Origin of the sequence: Microbacterium sp. NPDC077184 (assembly GCF_040687055.1) — a bacterium.
GTDB lineage: Bacteria > Actinomycetota > Actinomycetes > Actinomycetales > Microbacteriaceae > Microbacterium.
In genome coordinates this window covers 79,106-95,032 of sequence record NZ_JBFBMM010000002.1, presented here as the reverse complement: position 1 = coordinate 95,032, position 15,927 = coordinate 79,106, and the positions used below count along the sequence as shown (strand labels likewise).

14 protein-coding genes, 1 tRNA gene and 1 pseudogene are annotated in these 15,927 nt (G+C 69.7%); 4 read left to right on the top strand and 12 right to left on the bottom strand.

What is annotated here, in order from left to right; translation table 11 throughout:
- Positions 1 to 8 precede the first annotated feature (8 nt).
- Together leuS and pabB are read right to left on the bottom strand one after the other, a co-directional pair.
- Positions 9 to 2,594, bottom strand: a complete 2,586-nt coding sequence (leuS, locus tag AB0O93_RS05105; RefSeq protein WP_363341169.1) for a leucine--tRNA ligase — start codon at positions 2,592 to 2,594, stop codon at positions 9 to 11.
- A 71-nt stretch (positions 2,595 to 2,665) separates the two neighbouring features.
- Positions 2,666 to 3,958 (bottom strand): aminodeoxychorismate synthase component I, encoded by a 1,293-nt coding sequence (pabB, locus tag AB0O93_RS05100; protein ID WP_363341167.1) that lies wholly within the window; start codon positions 3,956 to 3,958, stop codon positions 2,666 to 2,668.
- A gap of 44 nt (positions 3,959 to 4,002) precedes the next feature.
- On the opposite strand from pabB, the gene AB0O93_RS05095 reads away from it, so the two are divergent.
- From AB0O93_RS05095 to AB0O93_RS05080, 4 genes are read left to right on the top strand one after another with little or no spacing between them, the layout of a single operon-like run.
- Positions 4,003 to 4,692, top strand: coding sequence for a DedA family protein (locus tag AB0O93_RS05095; protein WP_363341165.1), 690 nt, complete (start codon positions 4,003 to 4,005; stop codon positions 4,690 to 4,692).
- Between the two features lie 4 nt (positions 4,693 to 4,696).
- Positions 4,697 to 5,743 (top strand): phosphatase domain-containing protein, encoded by a 1,047-nt coding sequence (locus AB0O93_RS05090; RefSeq protein ID WP_363341163.1) that lies wholly within the window; start codon positions 4,697 to 4,699, stop codon positions 5,741 to 5,743.
- Between the two features lie 33 nt (positions 5,744 to 5,776).
- A complete protein-coding gene (locus AB0O93_RS05085; protein ID WP_363341161.1) occupies positions 5,777 to 6,496 on the top strand; it encodes an SOS response-associated peptidase in 720 nt (239 codons plus the stop codon).
- Positions 6,493 to 7,392 carry a 3-methyladenine DNA glycosylase gene (locus AB0O93_RS05080; RefSeq protein WP_363341159.1) on the top strand — a complete coding sequence of 300 codons (900 nt, stop codon included), beginning with the start codon at positions 6,493 to 6,495 and terminating at the stop codon, positions 7,390 to 7,392. The genes AB0O93_RS05085 and AB0O93_RS05080 overlap by 4 nt, the downstream gene beginning before the upstream one ends.
- Here the strand turns inward: AB0O93_RS05080 and AB0O93_RS05075 are convergent.
- The 10 genes and pseudogenes from AB0O93_RS05075 to obgE all read right to left on the bottom strand — a co-directional run bounded on the left by AB0O93_RS05075 (position 7,389) and on the right by obgE (position 15,898).
- Entirely contained in the window at positions 7,389 to 8,600 is a 1,212-nt protein-coding gene (locus AB0O93_RS05075; RefSeq protein WP_363341157.1) for a glycoside hydrolase family 3 N-terminal domain-containing protein, read from the bottom strand. The genes AB0O93_RS05080 and AB0O93_RS05075 overlap by 4 nt on opposite strands.
- A gap of 23 nt (positions 8,601 to 8,623) precedes the next feature.
- A pseudogene (locus AB0O93_RS05070) lies at positions 8,624 to 9,718 on the bottom strand (putative zinc-binding metallopeptidase).
- Positions 9,719 to 9,801: 83 nt separating this feature from the next.
- Positions 9,802 to 9,874: transfer RNA gene (locus tag AB0O93_RS05065), tRNA-Ala, on the bottom strand.
- A gap of 71 nt (positions 9,875 to 9,945) precedes the next feature.
- Positions 9,946 to 10,323 carry a ribosome silencing factor gene (rsfS, locus tag AB0O93_RS05060; protein ID WP_301135355.1) on the bottom strand — a complete coding sequence of 126 codons (378 nt, stop codon included), beginning with the start codon at positions 10,321 to 10,323 and terminating at the stop codon, positions 9,946 to 9,948.
- Positions 10,320 to 11,414 carry a hypothetical protein gene (locus AB0O93_RS05055; RefSeq protein ID WP_363341155.1) on the bottom strand — a complete coding sequence of 365 codons (1,095 nt, stop codon included), beginning with the start codon at positions 11,412 to 11,414 and terminating at the stop codon, positions 10,320 to 10,322. The genes rsfS and AB0O93_RS05055 overlap by 4 nt, the downstream gene beginning before the upstream one ends.
- Positions 11,411 to 12,007, bottom strand: coding sequence for a nicotinate-nucleotide adenylyltransferase (nadD, locus tag AB0O93_RS05050; protein ID WP_363341153.1), 597 nt, complete (start codon positions 12,005 to 12,007; stop codon positions 11,411 to 11,413). The genes AB0O93_RS05055 and nadD overlap by 4 nt, the downstream gene beginning before the upstream one ends.
- 9 nt (positions 12,008 to 12,016) lie before the next feature.
- Positions 12,017 to 12,238 (bottom strand): hypothetical protein, encoded by a 222-nt coding sequence (locus AB0O93_RS05045; RefSeq protein ID WP_053548264.1) that lies wholly within the window; start codon positions 12,236 to 12,238, stop codon positions 12,017 to 12,019.
- 56 nt (positions 12,239 to 12,294) lie between these two features.
- Positions 12,295 to 13,554: a glutamate-5-semialdehyde dehydrogenase gene (locus AB0O93_RS05040; protein ID WP_363341151.1), complete on the bottom strand. Its 1,260-nt coding sequence runs from the start codon at positions 13,552 to 13,554 to the stop codon at positions 12,295 to 12,297.
- Positions 13,551 to 14,390: a glutamate 5-kinase gene (gene proB / locus AB0O93_RS05035; protein WP_363341149.1), complete on the bottom strand. Its 840-nt coding sequence runs from the start codon at positions 14,388 to 14,390 to the stop codon at positions 13,551 to 13,553. The genes AB0O93_RS05040 and proB overlap by 4 nt, the downstream gene beginning before the upstream one ends.
- Complete coding sequence (obgE, locus tag AB0O93_RS05030; protein WP_363341147.1) at positions 14,387 to 15,898, bottom strand: GTPase ObgE; 1,512 nt, start codon at positions 15,896 to 15,898, stop codon at positions 14,387 to 14,389. Before obgE ends, proB begins: the two co-directional genes overlap by 4 nt.
- Positions 15,899 to 15,927: the final 29 nt, after the last annotated feature.

Genomic DNA, 15,927 nt, shown 5'->3' with positions numbered 1-15,927 from the left:
GAGGAGGGTCAGCGGGTGCTGAAGCTGACCACCTTCGGCGGCCGCACCACGGCCCGGACGACGTCGCGGTCGCCGAGAGCCTTGACGATGCGCGCATCCGCCCGGGCAAGGCGCTCCAGTTCGGCCGCGTCGATCCGCGCCGAGACGTCGAGGGTCGCCCGGACCTTGCCGTCGATCTGCACGACGGTCGTCACGCTGTCCTCGACGAGCAGCATGGGATCCGCCTGCCGCCACGTCACGAGACCGACGAAGCCGTCGTATCCGAGGACCTCCCACATCTCCTCGGCGACGTGCGGTGCGAAGAGATCCAGGATCATGGCCGTCGCTTCGGCTGCCTCGCGCACAGCGGGGTCGGCGGCGCCGGGCCCGGAGTCGATCGCCTTCCGCGTCGCGTTGACGAGCTCCATGAGTCGCGCGACGACCACGTTGAACTTCGTCTGCTCGACCAGGCCCGGTGCATCGGCCAGGAGGCGATGGGTCACGCGACGCAATGCCGGGTTCCCCTCGGCCCAGATCACATCCGGCTCGCTCGAGACGTCGTGGGCGACGCGCAGCGCCCGCGAGAGGAACTTCGTCGCGCCGGTCGTCGAGACATCCGCCCAGTCCTTGTCGTCCTCGACGGGACCGGCGAAGGCGAGCGCGACGCGCAGCGCGTCCGCGCCGTGGGCGTCCAGCTCCTCCTGGAAGAGGACGAGGTTGCCCTTGCTCTTGGACATCTTCGCGCCGTTGAGGATCACCATCCCCTGGTTGATGAGACTCGAGAACGGCTCCGTGAAGTCCAGGTGACCCATGTCGTACAGGGCCTTGGTGATGAAGCGGGCGTACAGCAGGTGCAGGATGGCGTGCTCCACGCCGCCGATGTAGAAGTCGACGGGCGCCCAGCGTGCGGCCTGCGCCGGGTCGAACGCCTGCGTGGCATCGCCCGGCGAGAGGAAGCGCAGGAAGTACCACGAGCTGTCGACGAACGTGTCCATCGTGTCGGGGTCGCGCTGTGCGGGCGCACCGGTCTCGGGATCCTGCGTCTGCATCCACGCGGAGGCCGCGCCCAGCGGGGAGGAGCCCTTGGGCGTGAGATCGATCCCCCCGGCATCCGGCAGCGTGAGGGGCAGCCGGTCCTCCGGTACGGGGACGATCCCGCCGTCTTCGGTGTGGATCATCGGGATGGGGGTGCCCCAGAAGCGCTGGCGCGAGATCAGCCAGTCGCGCAGGCGGTACGACTTCGCGGCGCGGCCGGTCCCGGCAGCGCTGAGCTCCTCGACGATCCGAGCGATCGCGTGGCGCTTGGAGAGTCCGTTGAGCGAACCCGAATTGATGAGTCGGCCTTCGCCCGTCAGGGCGATGCCGGTGCGGGCGGGGTCGAGGTCGTCGAGAGACGGGTCGTCCAGCGTCGGGTCGATCGGGTCGCCGTTCTCGTCGAGCTCGATGACCGGGATGGCACCCGTGATGGGTGCGGTGGTGTCCACGACCACCTTCACGGGGAGATCGAACGCGCGGGCGAAGTCGAGGTCGCGCTGGTCGTGCGCCGGAACGGCCATGACCGCACCGTGTCCGTAGTCCGCCAGGACATAGTCGGCCGCCCAGATCGGCAGCCGTTCACCGTTGACGGGGTTGATCGCGAAGCGGTCGAGGAAGACGCCGGTCTTCGGACGATCGGTGCTCTGGCGCTCGATGTCGGTCTCGCGCTGTACGCGCTCGAGGTAGTCCTGGAAGCGCATCCGCACCTCCGCCGTCGAGCCGGCGGCGAGTTCGGCCGCGAGGTCGCTGTCGGGCGCGACGACCATGAAGGTGGCCCCGTGCAGCGTGTCCGGTCGTGTCGAGAACACGGTGACCTTCTCTGCGCGCCCCTCGATCTCGAAGTCGATGTCGGCGCCGACGGAGCGGCCGATCCAGTTGCGCTGCATGCGCAGCACCTTCGACGGCCAGAAGCCCTCCAGCTGGTTCAGGTCGTCAAGGAGCCGGTCGGCGTAGTCCGTGATCTTGAAGTACCACTGCGTGAGTTTCTTCTTCACGACCTCATGGCCGCATCGCTCGCAGTGTCCGTCGACGACCTGCTCGTTGGCGAGGACGGTCTGGTCGTTCGGGCACCAGTTGACCGGGCTGGCCTTCCGATAGGCCAGGCCACGCTCGTAGAGCTTCTGGAAGAGCCACTGGTTCCAGCGGTAGTAGTCGGGGTCGCTGGTGTGCAGGACCCGGTTCCAGTCGAACGAGACCCCGTACTGACGGAAACCCGCCTTCTGCTGCTCGATGTTGGCGTAGGTCCACTCGCGGGGGTCCGCGCCGCGCTTGATCGCGGCGTTCTCCGCGGGCAGCCCGAAGGAGTCCCATCCGATCGGATTCAGGACGTTGTAGCCGCGGTGACGCCAGAAGCGGGCCACGATGTCGGAGTAGAGGTAGTTCTCGGCGTGCCCCATGTGCAGGTCGCCCGACGGGTACGGGAACATCGCCAGCACGTACTTGCGCGGCCGCGTGTCCTCGGGCCCACCGGCGCGGAAGGGGTCTGCGGCCTCCCATCGCTGCTGCCACTTCGTCTGGACGGCGTGCGCGTCGTAGCCTCCGCCGTCGGCGGCGGGCAGCGGTGCGGAGCTGTGAGACACAGAAAGACCAATCGTGGGGGATGCCGGGTGTCGCGCGAGAGCGCAACGTCCAGGCTAGCGGAACGGGCCGTTCACCAGCCGTCAGGGACGGGGGCGCCGAGCGCGGAGAGGGGCCCGCGCGCCTTGATGCCGACCTCGGCGACCTCGGCATCCGGCCGCGATCGCCACGTGATCCCGCCGCCCGCACCCACGTACGCGCGAGCGCCCGTGACGACGATCGAGCGAATGGTCATGGCGAGATCGAGCGCACCATCGGCCCCGACCCACCCGAACGCGCCCGAGTACACGCCGCGCGGCGCCGCCTCCAGGTCATGCAGCAGCGTCATGGCGGAGAGCTTCGGAGCGCCGGTCATGCTGCCGGCCGGGAAGGTGGCGGCCATCAGAGCGCCCACGGTGACGTCCGGTCGCAGGGCGCCCGAGACCGTGCTCACCAGTTGGTGGACCGCGGGATACGTCTCGACCTCGAGGAGGTGATCCACGCCCACCGAGCCGGGCGTGCACACGCGCGCGAGGTCGTTGCGCATGAGGTCGACGATCATGACGTTCTCCGCGCGCTCCTTCGGGTCCGCCGCGAGATCCGCGGCCAGCGCCCGGTCCTCCTCCGGGGTGGCACCTCGCGGGCGCGTGCCCTTGATCGGACGGGTCTGGACCCGTCCGCCGTGGACACCGAGGAACTGCTCCGGACTCGCGCTGAGCAGACTCGTGTCGCCGATGCGGATGAATCCGCCGTGGTGTGCCGGCGTCAGCGCGCGCAACCGGCGGTAGACGGATGCCGCATCCTCGATGCCGTCGACGTCGAAACGTGTGGTGAGGCAGAGCTGGTAGGCGTCGCCCTCGCGGATGGCATCGCGGCACGCGGCGATCAGCGCGCGGTAACGGGTCGGAGTGTGGCGTGTCCGTGCCTGTGACGCCGCCGCGGGCGGCGGTGGCGCGGGCGACGGCGCCCGCCGCACGAGGTCGATGAGATCCGGAAGATCGGCGGGTGTCGCGCGGATCCGCACACGGCGGTGAGCGTGATCGAAACCGACCACGGCGTCGGCGTGCACCCAGCGGCCGGCGGCGAGTCCGGGCTCCTCCGTCGCGGGAGCGCCGGCCAGCGCGGCGGCCCGGTCGTACGGCATCCACCCCACCCATCCACCGGCGAGCGGACCCGCCGAGACGGACGCGGACACCTCGCCGCCCGCCGGAACCGCGGCGACCGCCTCGTCCGAGGCGCGGCTACCCGTCCCGACCCAGCTCCATCCGGTCGTCGCGTCAGGCCCGGCATCCAGCCAGAAGACATCGTCCGAGCGCTGCTCCCAGACCGCGAAGACCGCTTCAGGGTCCGCCCACTCGGGGAGCTCCACCGTCGTCGACGCCGTCACGTCCTCCAGGCTAGGGGCGATGCCGGCGATCTAGGCTCGAGGGTGTGAACGAGATCCTCACCTGGCTGCTCGACACGGTGCAGTCCGTCGATCCCGCGATCCGCACCATCGTCGCGGGGATCGCCATCATGCTCGAGACGAGCGTGCTGATCGGACTGGTCGTTCCCGGCGACACCATCGTCATCGTCGCCGGCACGGCCGTGGCGTCGGTCGGAGAGGGGATCTTCCTGGGGGTCGTGGTCGTCGTCGGTGCGCTCGCCGGGGAGACCATCGGGTTCTTCCTGGGGAGGTGGCTCGGCCCGGCGATCCGCCGGTCCCGGCTCGGTCGCCGTATCGGCGAAGAGAACTGGGTCCGTTCGGAGCGCTACCTCCGACGTCGCGGGGGGCCGGCGATCTTCCTCTCCCGATTCCTTCCGGTCCTGCATTCGCTCGTCCCCCTCACCGTGGGGATGAGCGGGTATCCCTACCGCCGCTTCCTCGCCTGGACGGTGCCGGCGTGCACGATCTGGGCGTTCCTCTACGTCGGTGTCGCCGCCGCTGCCGCCGGCACGTACCGCGAACTCGCCGACCGGATCCACTTCGCGGGATACCTCTTCGTCGGAGTGATCCTCGTCTTCCTCGTCCTGGTGTTCGTGTCGAAGAAGATCATCGAACGCGTCGAGCGCAAGCACCTCGACACGGGGGACGACGGCTCGGAGGCGTCCACGACGCTGCGCGAGAGCATGGAAGACTGAAGCGATGGCTTCGCGCGCCCCCCGCCCCGATCGTCCTAACATCCTCTGGCTCGCCCGGTGGGAGTACCGCTTCCACGCGTGGCGCGAACGGCGTGCGCGTGCGCGCGGACTCACCCCGACCGTGACCCCGTTCCCCGGGTACGGCGGAGAGGACTGGGTGCGTGTGCTCGGGAGGGTCCTCATCGTTCCGCCGAGGGCGGGCGGCCGTGCGCGGCGTTCCGGCGGCTGGGAGAGCGTGCGGGGGTGGCGGAGCTTCGTGGCCGTCCCCGTCGGCTACGCGCAGGTCACCGTCCGGATCGGGGATCGCACGCACGAGGTGGTGGCCGATCGCGGCGGTGTCATCGACACCCGACTGCCCGCATCGCTCCCCGCCGGATGGCAGAACGTGGAAGTCACGGTCGAGGGCGGCGACCCGATCCCCCTGCGCGTGTTCGTGGTGAGCGCCGACACGCGCTTCGGCGTCGTGTCGGATGTCGATGACACCGTGATGGTGACCGCGCTCCCCCGGCCTTTCGTCGCCGCGTGGAATTCCTTCGTCCTCGACGAGCACGCCCGTCAGCCCGTGCCGGGGATGGCGGTGATGATGGAGCGGGTCGTCCGCGAGCATCCGGGATGCCCGGTCATCTATCTGTCCACGGGCGCGTGGAACGTCGCGCCCACGCTGAACCGGTTCCTCCGCCGACACCTGTTCCCGCCGGGGTCTCTCCTCCTGACGGACTGGGGCCCGACGCACGACCGGTGGTTCCGCAGCGGAATGGCCCACAAGCTCGCCAACCTCCGCCGTTTGGCCGAGGAGTTCCCCGACGTCCGCTGGCTCCTGGTCGGCGATGACGGCCAGCACGACGATGAGATCTACACCACCTTCACGGACGAGCATCCCGCGAACGTGGCGGCGGTGGCGATCCGCAAGCTCTCCCCGGCCGAAGCCGTCCTCGCCGGTGGACGCACCGCGGTCAACGACCACGCCGCGGCGGAGGTCCCGTGGGTGAGTGAATCCGACGGCGCGGGTCTTCTCGACCGTCTCCGCGAGGTGGGGATCGTCTCGCGCTGATCGACGTCGGCACCCGCGCGTAGGCTTTCCGGCATGTGCGGTCGATTCGTCGTGGCCCGAGCGGGTGAAGAGCTGGTGTCGGTGCTCCGTGCGGACGTGATCGCCGATGACCTCCCCGTCCCGTCCTTCAACATCGCGCCGACCGATCGTGCGGCGATCGTGCTCGACTCGGTGAAGTCCGAGCCGCCGCTGCGCCGGGTCGAGGCCGCGCGGTGGGGCCTCGTCCCGGGCTGGGCGAGGGACCTTTCGATCGGCGCGCGTGCATTCAACGCCCGGGCCGAGGAGGTGGAGCAGAAGCCCATGTTCCGCAACGCCCTCGTCTCCCGCCGGGCGATCGTGCCGTGCTCCGGGTGGTACGAGTGGAAGACGGGTCCTGCGGGCAAGGTCCCCCACTACCTCCACGCGGCCGACGACGCCCCGATCTTCCTCGCGGGACTCTACGAGTGGTGGCGGGATCCTGGTCGCGCCGACGATGATCCGGCCCGCTGGGTGCTGAGCTTCACCATCCTCACCCGCAGCTCCGCCGGTGCGCTGGCGGACATCCACGACCGGATGCCGCTGATGGTCGACGCCGATCATGCCGACGCGTGGCTGGACCCGTCGACGGAGAACGTCGGCGACGTCCTGGACGCCGCGATGGATGCCGCGCCGAGCATGGTGGACACTCTCGACGCTCGCGTGGTCGGGGCCGCTGTGGGGAACGTGCGCAACAACGGTCCCGAGCTCATCCGGCCGGCACCGGACGCCGCATGAGCCTCGTCGCGGTCGACGGCAGGGCGGCCGTGTCGCTCGCGCCGGACGCGTGGCGCGACCTCGAGCGCCGCCATGAGGAGCGCGCGGACGCCATGACCCGGGCGCACCGGGAACGGGCGGCCCGGGGCGAGCGGCATCCCGTGATGGACTTCCTCTTCCGCTACTACGGGTACAAGCCCGCGCTGCTGCGCCGTTGGCATCCGGGCGCGGGTGTCGTCCTCCGGGACGCCGGCGACACCGAGCGATCGTCGTGGCGGTGGTATCGCCGCGCCGACTCCGCCGAGGACCTCGTGGTGGACGGGGACGCGCTCCGAAGCGAGAAGGCCGCGCTCATCGGCGGCATCCACGCGCTCCTCGTCGCCACGGCGAGCAGGCGACCGCGGTTCGGTTGCTTCGGATTGCACGAGTGGGCCATGGTCTACCGCTCCCCCGACATCCGCCACGACATCCCCCTCCGGCTCGGTCGGGCGACCACCGACGCGGTCGTCGAGTCGAGTGATCTGGCGTGCACGCACTTCGACGCCTACCGGTTCTTCACCCCGGCGGCGGCGCCTCGGAATCCCCTCCCGCTGACGCGTGACACCCAGATCGACACCGAGCAGCCGGGATGCCTCCACGCCGGAATGGACCTCTACAAGTGGGCCGTCAAACTCGGACCTCTGGTCCCGGGTGAGCTCCTCCTCGACTGCTTCGCGCTGGCCCGCGACATCCGCGAGGTCGACATGCGGGCCTCCCCCTACGACCTGACCGACTGGGGCTACGCAGCGATCACCGTCGAGACGGCCGCGGGAAAAGCCGAGTACGGGCGACGGCAGCAGATCTTCGCGGAGCGAGGCGCGGTTCTGAGAGGCCACCTGATCGAGATCGCGGCGTCTCCCGCGTCGGCGCCCTCTTAGAGGACCGCGGTACATTCCGCGCAGGGCATGAGAGTGTCGCCCTGCGCGGCGGTGGACAGACGCAACGCCATCACTCGGGTGGCGGCCTCTTCCAGCCGCTCTGCGGACAGGGTTCCCGCTTCCACCGCGGCGGTGATCCCGGCCACCATGGCCGGCGCCGTGTCGGCCGTGGTGAACATCACCGACAGCACCATGTCGTTCCCCGCCGCAAGCGCGGACACCGCGTTGGCGACCGGATCGTCGTATGCGGCGATTCCAGAGGCCTGGAGCATGCCGAGATCGTCGGTGATCGCGACACCGGTGAACCCGAGGTCGTCTCGCAGGATGTCGTGCCATGCGGAGGAGAGAGATGCCGGCGCGGTGTCGACGTCGGTGTAGGCGAGGTGGCCGAGCATCACCAGCGGGACGCCGGCGTCGATGGCCGCGCGGAACGGCGCACCGTCGTGGGACTCCCACTCTGCGCGGGTCAGGGAGGTGGCCGGGATCCCCCGATGGGAGTCCCCGGGGGCTGCTCCATGGCCGGGGAAGTGCTTCGCAGTGGACAGCACGAGGCCCGCTTCACCCCGGACGGCGGCACCGACGTGATCCGCGGCGGACTGCGGTGTCGTGCCGAGTGCGCGCGGATAGATGAACATGGAGGGATCGTCGGTCACATCGGCGACGACGCCGAAGTTGACGGTCGCGCCCGCGCGAGCGACGAGGGCGGCACGGGCGGCGAACGCGGTGCCCGCGTCGGCGATCGGCGCGTTCTTGAGGGTCCGCGCGGAGGCATTGTCGTCCCACGGAAGTCGGGAGACGTCGCCGCCCTCCTGGTCGATGCCGATGAGCGGTGGAAGCTCCGGATCGACCTGCAACGCGGATGTGATGGCGCGCAGCTCGCCCTCCGACCCGGGGATGTTCGCACCCATGAGGATGAACCCTCCGATGCCCGTTTCACGCATGTACTGCTCGAGGGCCACCGGGTCCGTCGTCGGCAGGTGCCCCATCACGACGCTCGCCGCGCGCTCGGTGGTGTCCATCCGCGCCACCAGAGCCTCGGCGTGCGCGGTGAGATCATCCGATGTCCCCGCGACCGCGGTACCGCGCGCCCCCGTCGTCGCGGTGGCGTCCGGCGGGTCCTCCGCGGCGTGCACGGGGCTGAGGGAGCCCAGCGCGACGCTCGCAGCGAGGAAGAGTCCGACGGGAACCGCGCGGATCGGTGACGGCATCCCTTCAGAGTACGCGCGCCGCATCACGCCCGCTCGGTGTCCACCGATACCGCCGTCGCGATCGCCATCTGAGCGTCGGGGTCCAGCGGTGCCCGCGTTACGAGATCGTGGATGAAGGAGAGCTTCCGGCGGACAGGAGCCACCAGGGTGAACGGGTACAGGTCGCCGTGCCCCATGGACCGATTCGTCCGGTTGAGGGCCTGCGCGATTCATTCCCAGTCATCGAGCAGGCGCTGGACCGATTCGTCCCGATACGAGGCCAGGGGGACGATGTCCGTGTCGCGGAAGGTCGTCGCCTCGGCATCCAGGTGGATGCCGAGGCTCGCTGCGGTCTGGAGGGTGCCGGTGATGTGGAGGTAGTGCGCGAAGGTCTCGGCGAAGTCCTCCCAGGGGTGCATGGTCGCGTACTCCGAGATGAACGTTTCGTGCCAGTTCTCGGGGGCGCCGAGCCGGTAGTGCCGGTCGAGGGCATCGCGGTAGCTGGACCGTTCGTCGCCGAAGAGGTCGCGGCAGGCCCGCCATGCGCGGTCGTCGGTCAGGAGGACGCTCTGGTAGTAGTGGCCGGACTCGTGCCTGAGATGCCCCAGCATCGTCCGGTACGGCTCGCCCAGACGAATTCGCAGCGCCTCGCGCCGATCATCGAGACTCTCGGCGAGATCCAGGGTGATGATGCCGTTCGCGTGCCCGATCGTCACCGGTCTGCCGTCTGTGAGGCTCGAGAGGAGGTCGAACCCCAGTCCCCCCTCTTTCGCGTGCCACGGCACGATCGGGAGCCCTAGGTCGGAGAGGTGGAGGAGGAGTCTCCGCTTGGCTTCCTCCGTGCGCGCGAGTTTGTCCAGGGCCACGGTGTCGTCGGATTCCGGTCGCCGGCGGGTGAGTCGACACGAAAGGCACCGTCCTGCCGGGGCGTTTTCGCTCACGAGCCAATTGCAGGCCCACTCCCGGTTCGAGCACGCGTACCACTGGGTGCCGTCGATCACCACGCGGCCATGACGGATGCCGTAGAACTGACGGGTGAGGACGTGATAGCCGAGCTCGCCCTCGCACCGAGGGCAGATCAGGGTGTCGAGGTAGACGAACCCGCGACAGTGCGGGCAGCGCGGCTGCGTGGTGATCACGTGCTCACCGTAGTGGACGGACGCAACGCTCATCTCGTTTGCGCAAAGCGAAATCCCCCCGGTGTTCCGGGGGGATCGTTCGGTGGACCTGAGGGGACTCGAACCCCTGACCCCCTGCATGCCATGCAGGTGCGCTACCAGCTGCGCCACAGGCCCTGACGTCTTCCCGGATCTCCCGGGGCAACTCCCCCAGCTTACAACATCCGGAGCGCTCCGCCGAACCGGCGTCAGTCCGCCGTGGACGTGGCGGGAAGGTCGATCGGTACCACCGGGCAGTCCTTCCACAGACGCTCGAGACCGTAGTACATGCGCTCTTCCTCGTGGAAGACGTGCACCACAAGATCACCGAAGTCGAGCAGGATCCAGCGCGACTCCTGGCGTCCTTCGCGGCGCAGGCGCTTGAAGCCGTGCTCCAGCAGACGGTCCTCGATTTCGTCGGCGATGGCGGCGACGTTCCGCTCGTTGCGTCCGGTGACGACGAGGAAGATGTCGACGAGCGGCAGCGGCCCGGAGACGTCCAGCGCGACGAGGTCCTCGCCGCCCTTGGAATCGGCGGCGGCGGCGGCGACGGCGAGCATCTCGCGGGGGACGGTTCGGTCGGTCATGCGAAGACTCCTGTGACGAAAGCGAGGATGAGGACACCCGCAAGTGCGAGGCCAAGGGCACCGACGACGATTGTCAGGATCAGCGTCAGACGGCTGCCCTTCTCGGGCGCCGGCGGGGTGATGATCTCTCCCGGCGTCTTGACCGTGCTGACAGCGGCGCTGGCGGCGATCGGTGTGGGTGACGAGTGCGCCGGCAGCTCCCCGTCCACGAGCACGGCATCGACATCCTTGCCGTCGGCCGTGCCGAGTGCGTGTCCGGTGGAGCCCAGCCCCTCGGGCAGATTGAAGGTTCCCGTGATGAGCACTTCGCCGGTGGCGGTCACCGGCGCCACGAGCGCAGAGACCTCGGGAGTCTGCGTCATGATGAGCGCATTGGACGCCGTCGCCGATCCGCTGGACGAGCGCGCGAGCAGCTGGTCGAACGACGGCGGGAGCTCGACGGCGGGGGTCTCCCCGGCGAGGAGGTCCGCGCCGAAGGCGGCGCCGACGACCGGACGGTCTTCGGTGTCGGTTGTCGCATCACCCGCATCGTCGAGCTTCTGGCCGAAAGCGTCCCGCTGATCGGCGTCGTGTTGCGAAGCCGGCTCGTCGGCGCGTTCCGACGCTCGCTCGGTTTCGGCGCGCGCAGCGGAGCCGGCGAGCGAGGCGGCGGCGATCTCAGGCGTGATGACGGGAACGGATGCCGTGCGGATGCGCTCCTGCTGACGTGCCTGCCGTCGGGTCAGTGGTGCGGCGCCGAGGTCGACCGAGGAATCGGGCGCGGGCGTCTCGGCGATCTTCGCCTCGTCGGCCGCACGCGGGAGAGGGGCGGGGATGGCCTCGATCACCGGCACCGCGACCGGTGCCGGTGCGGAGTCGGAATCGAGGTCGTTCTCTTGCTCGATCGGACCGGCGTCTGCGGTCTCGGGGACATCGCCATCGACGGGCAGATCACGGTCTTCGGACGACGCAGGGGCCGCCTCCTCCCGGGTGGCGGCTGCGTGCGCGTCGGCCTCCGCGGGGAGGATCACCGGTGTCGCACCGGTGTTCCGGATCTCGCGCAGTTGCTTGCGGGTGAGGGGCGGGGTGGCCGGTTGCTCGGGTGTGTTCATTCCTTGCTCCGGTAGAGGTGGTGCTTGGCAATGTATTGGACGACGCCGTCGGGGACCAGGTACCACACGGGGTGTCCGAGTTCGACACGATCGCGACAGTCGGTGGAAGAGATCGCAAGGGCGGGGATCTCGAGCTGGCTCACGTCCTCGCTCGGGAGTCCCGAGGTGTTCAGCACGTGGCCTGGACGTGAGACCGCGACGAAATGGGCGAGCGCCCACAGCTCGTCGTGATTGCGCCAGCTGAAGATCTGTGCGACCGCATCCGCGCCGGTGATGAAGAAGAGCTCCGCCCCGGGACGCTGCGCGGCGAGGTCGCGGAGCGTGTCGATCGTGTACGTCGGTCCTGCGCGATCGATATCCACGCGGCTCACGGTGAAGCGCGGATTGGAGGCCGTGGCGATCACCGTCATGAGGTACCGGTGCTCGCTGGGCGAGACCTCGGTCTTCTGCCAGGGCTCGCCCGTCGGGACGAAGACGACCTCATCGAGATCGAAGGACTGAGCGACCTCGGACGCCGCGACGAGGTGACCATGGTGGATGGGGTCGAATGTGCCGCCCATCACCCCGATCCGCGGGGCTCGTGTCGCCGTCATGCGGTGGGCTTAGTGCCCGTGTCCTGCACGCTGGATGTCGTTCGCGTGGGCCTTTGCGTAGGCCTCGGCCTTGTGCGAGTGGCGGTTGGCGACATTGCGATACGACACGGTCACCAGCGCCAGGGCGCCGAAGACGACGAGTGCGACGATCCCGTACCCCACGGTTTCGAGCGCGACGTTCCCGTGTTCGGCTTCCTCCGCTGCGAGGGTGAGGATCGTGGCGAGTGTCATGCGTGCTCCGTTCGAGTGTCGGCCGCGCGGGGCGCAGTCGTATTCAGTTTAGGCGTTCAGGCCCGGACGTGCCCGGCGCCTCGCGCAAGCCACTTCACGCTCGTGAGCTCGGGAAGCCCCATCGGTCCGCGCGCATGGAGCTTCTGCGTCGAGATCCCCACCTCCGCACCGAAACCGAACTCGCCGCCGTCGGTGAAACGGGTCGAGGCGTTGACGACGACGACGGCGGCGTCGACCTCCGCGAGGAAGCGCTCGGCGTTGCCCTCGTCCTCCGTGATGATCGCCTCGGTGTGCTGCGTCGAGAACGTCCGGATGTGCGCGATCGCGTCGTCGACGTCGTCCACGATCCGCATCGCCACGTCGAGGCTGAGGTACTCCTGCGCCCAGTCGGCGTCCGTGGCGGGCACGACATCCGTCGCACGTGCCGCCACACCGGCGTCGCCGTGCACGGTCACGCCCTGCTCTTGCAGGTCGGCGACGATGACCGGGACGAGCCGGTCGGCGGCATCCCGGTGGACGAGGATGGTCTCGACGGCGTTGCAGACGCTCGGCCGCTGGACTTTCGCGTTCACGATGATCTCGCGCGCCCAGTCTTCGCGCGCGGAGGCGTCGACCACGATGTGCACCACGCCGGCGCCCGTCTCGATCACCGGCACCTGGGACTGGGTGACGACGGTCTCGATCAGCTGCGCGCTTCCCCGCGGCACGAGCACGTCGACCAGCCCACGCGCCTGCATCAGGTCGCGTGCACCGTCGCGACCGAGATCGTCGAGCGTCTGGATGGCCTCGGGATCCACGTCCTGCGCGCGCAGTGCGTCGCGCATCGCGTCGACGAGTGCGGCGTTGGTCCGCTCCGCAGCCGTCCCTCCGCGTAGCACGACGGCGTTGCCTGACCGGAGGGCGAGGGCTGCGATGTCGACGGTGACGTTCGGCCGGGCTTCGTAGATGGACCCCACGACGCCGAACGGCACGCTCACCTTCGTCAATCGGACACCGCCACCGATGACCCGCTCGTCCAGGACGCGGCCGACCGGGTCGGGGAGCTCGGCGACGTCACGGACAGCGGCGGCCAGAGCAGCGACGCGCGGCGCATCCAGTCGGAGTCGATCCTGCAGGCCGTCACTCAGACCGTTCGCGCGGCCCCGGGACAGGTCCTCGGCATTCTCGGCGACGATCCGGTCGGTGCGGGCGACGATCGAATCGGCGAGCGAGCGGAGGATGTCACGCTTGCGCTCGTCCGACAGGAGGCCGATCCCGCGCGAAGCCGCCTTGGCCAGTTCCATCCGTTCACGGGCGGTGGTCACGGTGACGCTCATCCCTTGAGCCTATCGACGGCGCGGACGGAGCCGGTCATGGACGTGGGGCGCGGGGTGGGATCAGGGTGGAACCAGGTACCGACCGGGGCGCCGTCGAGAGCGGGACCGACCAGATCCGCGCTCGTGACCAGCACACCCACCCCGGCCGTCGCGGCCAGGCGCGCGGCCGACGCCTTGGTCGCAGCCCCGCCGGTGCCGACGCTGTTGACGACGACGGAGCCGAATTCGTAGCCCCGCAGATCGTCGCCGACGTCGACGTCCGTGATCGGACGTGCGCCCGGTTCACCCGGCGGGCGGGTGTACAGGCACTCGATGTCGCTCAAGAGGACCAGGGCGTCGGCGCCGATCAGCTGCGCGACGAGGGCGGCGAGTCGATCGTTGTCGCCGAAGCGGATCTCGTGTGTGGCGACGGTGTCGTTCTCGTTCACGATGGGGAGGATCCGCAGCCCCAGGAGACGCTCCATCGCTCGACGGGCGTTCGACCGGTGGGTGGAGTTCTCGAGGTCTCCGGCGGTCAGGAGCACCTGGCCGGCGACGATCCCGAACGGGCGGAGGGCTTCCTGGTAGCGGTAGATCAGCATGTTCTGACCGACCGCCGCGGCGGCCTGCTGCGTCGCGAGATCACTCGGCCGCTCGTCGAGCGCGAGGAACGGCATCCCCGTGGCGATCGCTCCGGAGGAGACCAGGACGACTTCGGTCCCCCGCGCGTGGGCCACGGAGAGCGCGTCGACGATCGGGCCGATCTTGTGCGCGTTCTCACCGCTGATCGACGAGGAGCCGACCTTCACCACGACGCGACGGGCGCCCGGGATGTCGGTGCGGAGGAGAGCACTCACGCGTCGTCCTCCACATCCCACCCGTGCTGCTCGGCGCGACGCTCGGCCTCCAGCTCTGCGCGCGCCTGTGCTTTGGCATCCATCTGTTCGTGATACTTCTCGCGCCGCTCGCTCGTCGTGCGGCGCCCACCCTGGTACAGGCGGGGGTCGGTGCCGCGCGGGGCGGTCATCAGCTCCGCGGCCGAGCTCAACGCCGGCTGCCAATCGAAGATGACGCCGTCGCCGGCCCCGATCACGACGGTCGCCCCGGGGGTCGCACCAGCGCGGTAGAGAGCATCGTCGACGCCGATGCGATCCAGCCGATCGGCGAGGTAGCCGACCGCTTCATCGTTGGTGAAATCGGTCTGCTGCACCCAACGCTCGGGCTTCTCACCGAGGATGCGGTAGATGTTGCCCCAGGTTCCGCCTTCCACGCGGACGTCGAACGCCCTGTCGGCGCCGGTCGGCCGGATGACGATGCGTTCGGGTGCCGGAGCCGCGGCCTGCTCCACACGATGCGCGGCGACGAGCTCACCCAGGGCGAACGAGAGCGGACGAAGGCCTTCGCGGCTGACGGTGGAGATCTCGAAGACGCGGTAGCCGCGCGCCTCGAGGTCCGGCCGGACGAGGTCCGCCAGATCGCGTGCCTCGGGGACGTCGACCTTGTTCAGGACAACGACCTGAGGCCGCTCGAGGAGGGGACTCTGCCCGTCGGGGACGGGATAGGCCGCGAGCTCGGCGACGATCACGTCGAGGTCGGTGAGCGGGTCGCGGCCGGGATCGAGGGTCGCGCAATCGAGGACGTGCACGAGGACACTGCAGCGCTCGACGTGTCGCAGGAACTCGAGACCGAGACCGCGGCCTTCGCTCGCACCCTCGATCAGGCCGGGCACATCGGCCACGGTGAAGCGCACGTCACCGGCCTCGACGACGCCGAGGTTCGGATGCAGCGTCGTGAACGGGTAGTCGGCGATCTTGGGGCGCGCCGCGGACACGGCCGCGATGAGGCTGGACTTCCCGGCCGACGGAAAGCCGACGAGGGCGACATCGGCGACCGTCTTCAGCTCGAGGAGGACGTCGCCCTCCCACCCGGGCGTGCCCAGGAGGGCGAAGCCGGGCGCTTTGCGCTTGGGGCTCGCGAGCGCGGCATTGCCGAGGCCCCCGCGGCCGCCGGGCGCCACGATGAACCGGGTTCCGGGCTCGACGAGATCGATCAGGGGCGTCCCGTCGGCGTCCTTGACCACGGTCCCCACCGGGACGAGAAGCTCGAGGTGCTCGCCGGCGGCCCCCGAACGGTTGTCGCCCATGCCGAACCCGCCGTTGCCCGCGGAGCGGTGCGGCGAGTGATGGTACGACAGCAATGTCGTGACCTGGGGGTCAGCCACGAGCACGACGTCCCCGCCGTTGCCGCCGTTTCCGCCATCGGGGCCCGCGAGCGGCTTGAACTTCTCTCGACGCACCGACACGCAGCCGTTGCCGCCCTTGCCCGCGCGCAGATGCAGGGTCACACGGTCGACGAAGGTGACCATGGCATCTCCTTCCTGTTGCGCTCGAGCCC